Below are 8,375 nucleotides of genomic sequence, written 5' to 3'. Positions count from 1 at the left end.
CGCCACGCGCCTCCAGCTAAACGAGTCTTGCCTCCGCCTCCTGCTCGGATACACTCCTTCACGTTCGCCATACCTTCTCAAGCTAAAGCTCTTGATTACATGGGTGATGCTTCTCGTGCGCATCTGTTACACTTTTTGTCGTGAACAAAAGGGCAGTGTCGAAGGATTCACGCAGGAAGCGGTGAAGGTGATGGAGACGTGATGAATGACAAGGCGCGAATTTCCCGCCCTCATGAAACGCCCTCTTCTTTCCCTCCTCACCGTGCTCATGACCGCCTCCGGTGCTCTTGCTGACACGGTGGCCTACTGGAACTTCAACTCGCTCTCCATCGCCACGGCCAGTGCGCCTGGCGCGGGCGGTGTGCCGACGTCGATCACGGCGAATCAAGGCACGGGCACGGCTTCTCTCACGGGCTGGACAGGCCTTGTGGATGACTTTGGTGGCTCCACGATCAATGCGATCACTCCTGATGCGTCAGGCGCTTCACTGAGCCTTGTGAGCAACGCGGGCAACAACAGCTTCATCGAGTTGCAGCTCAATCTGGCGGACTTTGGCGATCCCATCATCACGTTTGCCACGCGTGGCACATCGAGCGGCTTCAACAGCGGTGTGTGGTCCTACAGCGTCGCGGGCGGTGCTTTCACCACCATCTCCGGTGTGAACACGGCGACGACTTCGACGACCTTTGCGCTCGCCACGGTCGATCTGAGCGCCATCAACGCCGTGGATGGCCAGTCGAACGTGCGACTGCGCTACACGCTCAGCGGGGCCACCAATGCGACCGGCAACAACCGCATCGACAACATCCAGGTGAACGCCACGATGACCTCGGACAGCACGCCGCCTCTCGCCACGGCCTTTGCACCGCTGGACAATGCCGCGAGCGTGCCCGTGACCTCGACGCCGACGATCACCTTCAATGAGAATGTCAAAAAAGGCACCGGCAGCATCCTCATCAAGCGCAGCAGCGACAACTCGACCTTGGAGAGCATCGACGTGACGACCTCGCAGGTCACGGTGACGGGCGCGGCGGTGACGATCACGCCTTCGGCGAACTTTGCGAACTCCACGGGCTACTACATCGAAATTCCAGCGGCAGCGATCGAGGACATCGCGGGCAATGATTACGCGGGCATCAGTGGCGCGACGGCGTGGAACTTCACCACCATCGCGGCCTCCGTACTGCCGAGTGCCACGGAAACCTTCACCACCGGCTGGCGTGTGCTTCCCACCGGCGCGAGCACCAGCGCGGACTATTATGCGGAGGGGAACGGCCAGGGAACCTTTGCCCGCTTTGACCTTGGCATCTTCAATATGACGAAGCTCGACTTCGGCCTCAGTGGTGCTTCGACGATCACCAGCGTGCAGAGTGCGGAGTTCACGCTCACGCACAATGACCGCACCTTCACGCAGGGCACGGAGGTGGAGTTTTTCTTCACCACAGACGCCGCCACCGGCAAGACTTTCAATACCGCGCTGGTCAACGGCATCGACAACGCGCAGTTCGCCTTCGCGCCCATTTCTCTCGGCAAATTCCCTTACACGCCGGAGGCTGGTGGCAGCACGGACACCTTCACGCTTGATCTCAGCGCGGCGGGTGCGGCGCTGGTTTCGCGTCTGAACACGGGCGAGGACTTCAGCATCATCATCGCGGCCACGACGCCGATGGCGGCCATCACCTACTCCGGCAAAGGAAACACCTTTGATCCCGGCGATCCCTCTTTGAAGCTCACGGTGAACGAAACGACCGGCGTGGACACCACCGCGCCTGCCGTGGCCTTTTTCACGCCAGCAGATGGCAGCGGCGGTTTGCCGATTTCGTCGAACTTGCGCATCAACTTCAATGAAATCGTCCAAAAGGGCAGCAGCGGCGCGATCACGATTCTCCGCAGCAGCGACAACTCGGTGTTTGAGGCCATTCCGGTCACCAGCACGCAGGTGACGGTGAATCTCGGCACGGTGACGATTGATCCGGCGGCCTCGCTGGAGTCCGCAGGCAGTTATTATGTGCAAATCACCGCGGGAGCCATCGAGGACACCTCGGGCAATGATTTCGCCGGCATCGCCGACACGACGACGTGGAACTTCAGCACCGCGCAGCCGCCGATCACGAACCTGGGGCCGTTCAGCGCCTCGCAGAACGCTCCAGCGGGCGCGGTGGTGGCCCAGCTCAACTCGAACATCAATGGCAAGGAGGGCATCAAGTATGCCATGCTCGGCGGCAGCGGCTCCACGGCGATGATGAAGGCCGTTCCGGGCAGCGGCTACGTCGTGAATCCCATCTTCACCATCGGCGACACGATCACCGGAGCCACCGGTGCGCTGAATCCGACGTCGGCAGGCAGTTTTTCGCCTGTGGGCACGCTCGACGGCCTCGGAGCCTTTTCGCTGAATGCGAACACGGTGCGCGTCTTCAGCAATCACGAGATCGAAATCCCCAACACCGGCTCCGCTGGCTATCCTTACACACTCGCGAACGGCACGGTGATCACGAAAGGCGGCGCTCGCATCAGCTACTGGGACATTGATAAAACGACGCGGCGTGTCGTCGATGGCGGTCTGGCCATTGCTCGCATGTATGACCGCACCGGCACGGTGGTGACGAGCACGGCGCAGCTCGAACTCGGCGGCCTCGATCGCACCTGCTCCTCCGCGTTGTTTGAGCCTAATCTCTGGGGTGCAGGGCGCGGCCTCGTGGATCGCACTTACATCATGGGTGAGGAGACATCGACGGCCTTTGGTCATCCGCACGGCGGCACCTACTGGGCGCTCGACACCTCGAATGGCGATCTTTGGGCGCTGCCGGACTTTGGTCGCGGCTCCTGGGAAAATGCCGCGCTGATCGATACCGGCACCACGACGCATGTGGCCTTCCTTTTGGGCGATGATGCGCAGGCGCGGCCTTTGTATCTCTACGTCGGCGAAAAGAGCACCGCGCTTGGAGCGAACTTCGTCGAGCGCAACGGCCTCAAAGGCGGCCAGCTCTATGTGTGGAAGACCACGAACGGCAACACCACGCCGCAGCAGTTCAACGGCACCGGAGCCACTCGCACCGGCACCTGGGTGGCGGTGAATGCGCGAAACATCGCCAATGCCGGCGCCGCCGGGCACGATGCGCAGGGTTATAAAAACGACACCACGCTCGGCACGGAGGCTTCCGGCCTTGGTTGCTTCCTTTTCTCGCGTCCGGAAGATCTCAGCACCAGCCCCACGGATGGCAGCATCGTCGCCTTCACCTCCACCGGTCGTGGCAGCGTGTATCCGCTGGATAACTGGGGCGACACCTACATCCTCGACATCGACTTCAATGCCAGCGCCGTGCCCACCGCGGGCAATATCCGCATCCTTTACGATGGCGATGACGCGGGCGGCGGCCAGTTCATGAGTCCTGAAGAAGGTCTGCGCTGCCCGGACAATCTCGACTGGGCCGACGACGGATTCATCTATGTGCAGGAGGATCAGGCCAATCAGACAGGCAGCTTCGGCGCGGCCGGTTTTGAGACCTCCATCTGGAAACTGAACGCCACCACCGGCGCGGCGGTGCGCATCACGCAGACCGATCGCAGCACCGTGCTGCCACTCGGCTCCACGGACACCAATCCGGGCGATGTCGGCAATTGGGAATCCTCCGGCATCATCGACGTGTCCTCGCTCTTCGGCGAGGCTCCGGGCGAGTTGTTCCTTTTCGACCTTCAGGCGCACAGCGTGAACAACGGCCTCATTTCCACCAAGCAGCTCTATGAAGGCGGCCAGCTCTGCTTCCTCGAAAAAGGCATCGAGAAAGGTGCCTTCAAAGTGAACCCGAACACCGGCATCATCACCATCGCGAATGTGGATGCCATCGACATGGCCTGGCAGCCCTCGCATGAACTGCGCTTGCAGGCCTTTGACGGCACGAATCACACGCTCAGCCAGGTCACAGTGAACATCACGAACACCAGCGTCGCCACCTCGAACAGCTTCAAGGTCGCCACCTACAACATCAGCCACTACCGGGCCACCGCGGGCGCTTTGATCACCGATCTGGCCACCGTGAATGCCACGCAGAGCCAGAACATCGCCCGTGTCATTCAGCGCAACAACGCGGACGTGCTCCTGCTCAATGAATTCGACTACGACGCGAAGGGCGAGGCGCTGAAACGCTTCCAGGAGAACTACCTCGAAGTCGGTCAAAGCGGTGAAGCGCCCGTTTATTACCCGTATGCCTTCATCGCGCCTTCCAACACCGGCATCGCCTCCGGCTTCGACCTCGACAACAACGGCACCATCGTCACCACGCCCGGCGCGACGGGTTACGGCGAGGACGCGCTCGGTTTCGGTGCCTTCCCCGGCCAGTATGCCTTTGTGGTGCTGTCGAAGCATCCCATCGACACTGCGAACATCCGCACCTTCCAAAAATTCCTCTGGAAAGACATGCCAGGAGCCTTGCTGCCCGATGATCCTGACATCGCGGGCACGGGCGATTGGTATTCGCCAGCTGAGTTGAATGTGTATCGCCTCTCCTCGAAGAATCACGCCGATGTGCCTGTGCTCGTGAATGGCACGCCCGTTCACATCCTCGCCAGTCATCCCACGCCGCCCGTGTTTGATGCGCCGGGAGCTGGTCTGCCCTGGAAAGCGGGAGTCGATCACAACGGCCGCCGCAACAGCGATGAGATCCGCTTCTGGAGCGACTACGTCACGCCTGCAAGCAGCGCCTACATCTACGATGACACGGAAACCTCAGCCGCGCCCGGTGGCGGTCTCGCGCCGAACTCGCGCTTCGTGCTCGTGGGCGATCAAAATGCCGATCAGAATGAAGGCGACAGCACACCGCCCGCGATCCTCAGCGTGATCAACAACGTGCTCTTCAATGGAGCCTTCGTTCCCGGTGGTGGCGCAGGCCCGCAGCCGGATGACACCGCCGGTTTCAGCGGCGGCGTGCGTGTGGACTACGCGCTGCCGAGCATCTTCGGCTTCGATGCGCCGACTGGCGGCGTCTTCTGGCCCGGCGCGGGCGATCCGATGAGCGGCGCGATCACCGCCTCCGATCACCACCTCGTTTTTGTGAATCTCACGCTCAACGGCGTCACGCTTCCGCCGAGCACCAATCTCGCGAACTACTACGCCCCCGCCGCCGGATTGACCGGCTTCGCGTTGCAAACCGCCCTTCACAACATCATCGACGACCATGTCGTCATTGATTACAACACCGTCGATGACGTGATGCGCGTCATTGATGAAGCTGCGAACGACAGCAGCGCCGTGCGCCTTCTTTACTCCAACGCCAACCTGCCCAAAACCTCCACCAGTTGGAACCGCGAGCACGTCTGGCCGCGCAGCGACGGCGTGGGCGATGAAGGAGCCGATTACAGCGACATCCACCACCTCTTCCCCTGCAAGGACACGGTCAACAGCCTGCGCTCCAACCTCGTCTTCGACGAAAGCGCCAATCTCGACAGCGATCCCTTCGCGCCTGAGTCCTTCAAAGATGGCGACTCCTGGGAGCCGCATGATCGCGACAAAGGTGTCGTGGCCCGCGCCCTGCTTTACATGATGGTGCGCTACGACGGCGGCGATGTGCTCACCAGCGACCTGATGCTCTCCGACAGCACCGGCGCCACCGGCACACACGGCGTCCTCAGCACGCTGCTCGCCTGGCACAAGGCGCATCCGCCCACCGATTACGAGCGCAACCGCAACAACCTCATCTACTCCGGCGTGAGCATCAGCGGCATCACCCGCGGCCAGGGCAATCGCAATCCCTTCATCGACTTCCCGCAGTTCGCCGATGCCCTCTTCCTCAACAGCACCACCCAGTCCTTCAACAAGTGGCAGGTGCAGCGCTTCAACTTCTCCCAGCTCCAAAACAGCGCCCTCACAGGCCCCACCGGCGATGCCGATGGCGATGGCCGCAACAACTACGCCGAATACCTCCTCGGCGGCAATCCCAACGCCGGCAGTGACGAACCTCTCGCCGCCGCCCGCACCGGAAACAACCTCACCCTCACCTTCCGCCGCCCCAAAGGCATCACCGAGCAGGCCCGCATCGAAGTCTCCAGCAACCTCTCAAGCTGGACCACCGTCCCCGGCTGGGAAACCGCCTCCGTCATCACCGATGAAGGCGATTACCAGCGCATCGACTACACCCTCACGATCACCTTGGACGGGAAGTTTTTTCGCATCGTCTTTGAATAACACACCACGCCCACCCCAGCCACACATCCACCATGAGCCGAAACAACCGCCATCGTCCCGGCCTTTGCAATCGCGGAGGCGTCCCCTTCCTCATCCTCAAAGGTCATTTCATCGTCCGGCAAAACCAGATGCCAGATGGTGATACCCTCGCCTTTGCCGCTGCTCGTGACTTCGATGCAGGCCCCGTCAAAACCAATGTCCCGGTGGACGATAGCGGTGACACCAGTGTGAACATCCGTCTCCAGTCGATTGATGCGCCGGAAAAGACGCAGCCCCTCGGTGCATCCTGTCGGGATGCCTTGCTCACGCAGTTCGACTTCGATCCCCAGGCACTCGGACTTTCCAACACCGACTTCAAGGCCAACGGCGGCCCGCATTTGAAGGAAGGCTGGCTCGCCACCCACGGGATGGATGGAAACCGCCGCCCGCTTGGCTACCTCTTCGCCAAAGACCCCGGCTTCAACCACGGCGAAATCGTCTCAGCCGCAGACGTGGGAACAATCTTGGATCGTTCCGCCAACTACGAGCAAGCCGCCAAGGGCTGGTCATACCCCGCCTTTTACGAAAACACCGATGAATCCCATGCTGCGCAATTTCAGGCAGTGAGCGAAAGAGCACGCGATGAGCAGCTTGGGGTTTGGGAGCACGACGCCACGACCACCGGCTTCATCCCCACCAAGGCGGAAACCGACAAGGATGGCAGCCTGGTTTATCCCAAATTCTACCGCCGCATCATGGACTGGCCGCGCCAGACGGCCGATGCCGGTGCCTTCATCCAGTGGCTTCGCCAGCAAAACGACGGCCGCAAACTCGTCGCCGGTGCACAGGCTTCGCCAGTGCCCTTGTGGGAGCTTTTTGAGGAACTCGATGACCAGACCGTGGTGGTTCCTTATGACGTGACACGCCTTTGGTTCAGCGAATAAGCCATGCAAAAGCTCGTCACCATCTATCTCGACAACATGGCCTACGAAGGCTCCACCATGTTCAAAGGCCACGCCGCCAAGCATGGCAAAGTCGAAGAGCATCTGAAGGCCGAACTCGCCGAAGGCTGGTGGATCGTCTCCACCACCGCCTTCGGCGGATCAGCCGATGGCTACACCGCCCGCGGCTGGCTCGCCGTCGTGCTGGAGAAGAACACCGAGGCCGTTTAAAATGTGGTGCAGCCGTCCCGGCTGCGTCAGACATGAGTCCAGAGGACTCAACCACACTAACAAGCCTTCGGAAAGCCTGCCAATGCCAGCAGAAGCCAGTCAAGACGCGGACCCAAAAGCGTGAGACAGACACTCCTGTCTGTCCGTAGCCGGTTCCCATGCCTGGGGATGCTCGTGCAGACAGGAGTGTCTGCATCACGGCCTGCGGACTTTCTGCGCCCGCGTCAGTCAAAGGCCTCCTCCGGCTCACGCAGGCATCCCTCTTCCAAATGAAAGACCCCTCCCGGCTCCAGCCGGAGCCCCTCTTTCCTCCCGCAGACCCCATTTCCCTCCAGCCGGAGGGTGTATTTCATCCCACAGACCCCCTCCGGCTCGGCCAGGATGGGGTCTGCGGGTCGAAATAGGGCCAATTTGGCTCAAAATGATGAGTTTTGGGCTTTAAACCTCGCGAAGCGTCCTGGAGTGCGGTGGCAGAGATGCCGGAGCCACCCGGCATCGGCGACACCGCTCCCGTGAGGCCAAACGACGCTGAAGTTCTCCAAACCACCGCCGGAGGGCCATGACCAACGCGTTTTCCCCTCACACGCTTTTTCATGGTTCGGACATCAACCGCCTCGGCGAGAGCGGTGTCGCCGAGGCAAGGGCTTTGCCCTTGCCTCTTTGCCACCGCACTCCGGGACGCTGCCGCGCTTATCATCACCCCTCACCAGTCCACATCCACGGCATACTCGTCGGCGATCTTGTCCGTCTTGAAGCGGTAGATGCTCTTCACTATTGCCGGGCTGGTGTGCTGCTCGAACCACGCGGCGGAGCACCAGGGGTAATCCTTCGCCACCGGCACCAAGCCATGCCGCACCGCGTTCTGGTGCGTGTAGTTCAGCCGCGCGAAATACGTCGGCTGCTCCTCCAGCTTTGTCTCCCAGTAGTTGTGCCACACCTGGCGGCCCGGCGTGGCATCCAGCTTGTTCAACCACTTCGCTAGGCAGTGTTTTAAAACCTCTTGAGCGGCTGCATCCAATCGATGACAGCGGCGAAAGCGAGCAGTG

4 protein-coding genes and 1 pseudogene are annotated in these 8,375 nt (G+C 61.3%); 4 read left to right on the top strand and 1 reads right to left on the bottom strand.

The window, feature by feature from the left end:
- From IAE77_RS00755 to IAE77_RS00740, 4 genes are all read left to right on the top strand, one after another.
- Positions 1-202: hypothetical protein (locus IAE77_RS00755; protein ID WP_294220382.1), on the top strand; the 202-nt coding region annotated here is incomplete at its 5' end.
- 30 nt (positions 203-232) lie between these two features.
- Positions 233-6,178: an Ig-like domain-containing protein gene (locus IAE77_RS00750; protein WP_294220380.1), complete on the top strand. Its 5,946-nt coding sequence runs from the start codon at positions 233-235 to the stop codon at positions 6,176-6,178.
- Between the two features lie 32 nt (positions 6,179-6,210).
- Positions 6,211-7,101, top strand: coding sequence for a hypothetical protein (locus tag IAE77_RS00745; protein WP_294220376.1), 891 nt, complete (start codon positions 6,211-6,213; stop codon positions 7,099-7,101).
- 3 nt (positions 7,102-7,104) lie between these two features.
- Positions 7,105-7,329: a hypothetical protein gene (locus IAE77_RS00740; RefSeq protein WP_294220373.1), complete on the top strand. Its 225-nt coding sequence runs from the start codon at positions 7,105-7,107 to the stop codon at positions 7,327-7,329.
- Between the two features lie 703 nt (positions 7,330-8,032).
- On the opposite strand, the pseudogene IAE77_RS00735 reads toward IAE77_RS00740, so the two are convergent.
- Positions 8,033-8,375, bottom strand: a pseudogene (locus tag IAE77_RS00735) (hypothetical protein); the annotation flags it as partial.

Origin of the sequence: Prosthecobacter sp. (assembly GCF_014879935.1) — a bacterium.
GTDB lineage: Bacteria > Verrucomicrobiota > Verrucomicrobiia > Verrucomicrobiales > Verrucomicrobiaceae > Prosthecobacter.
This window is presented reverse-complemented; position numbering and strand designations above follow the sequence as displayed.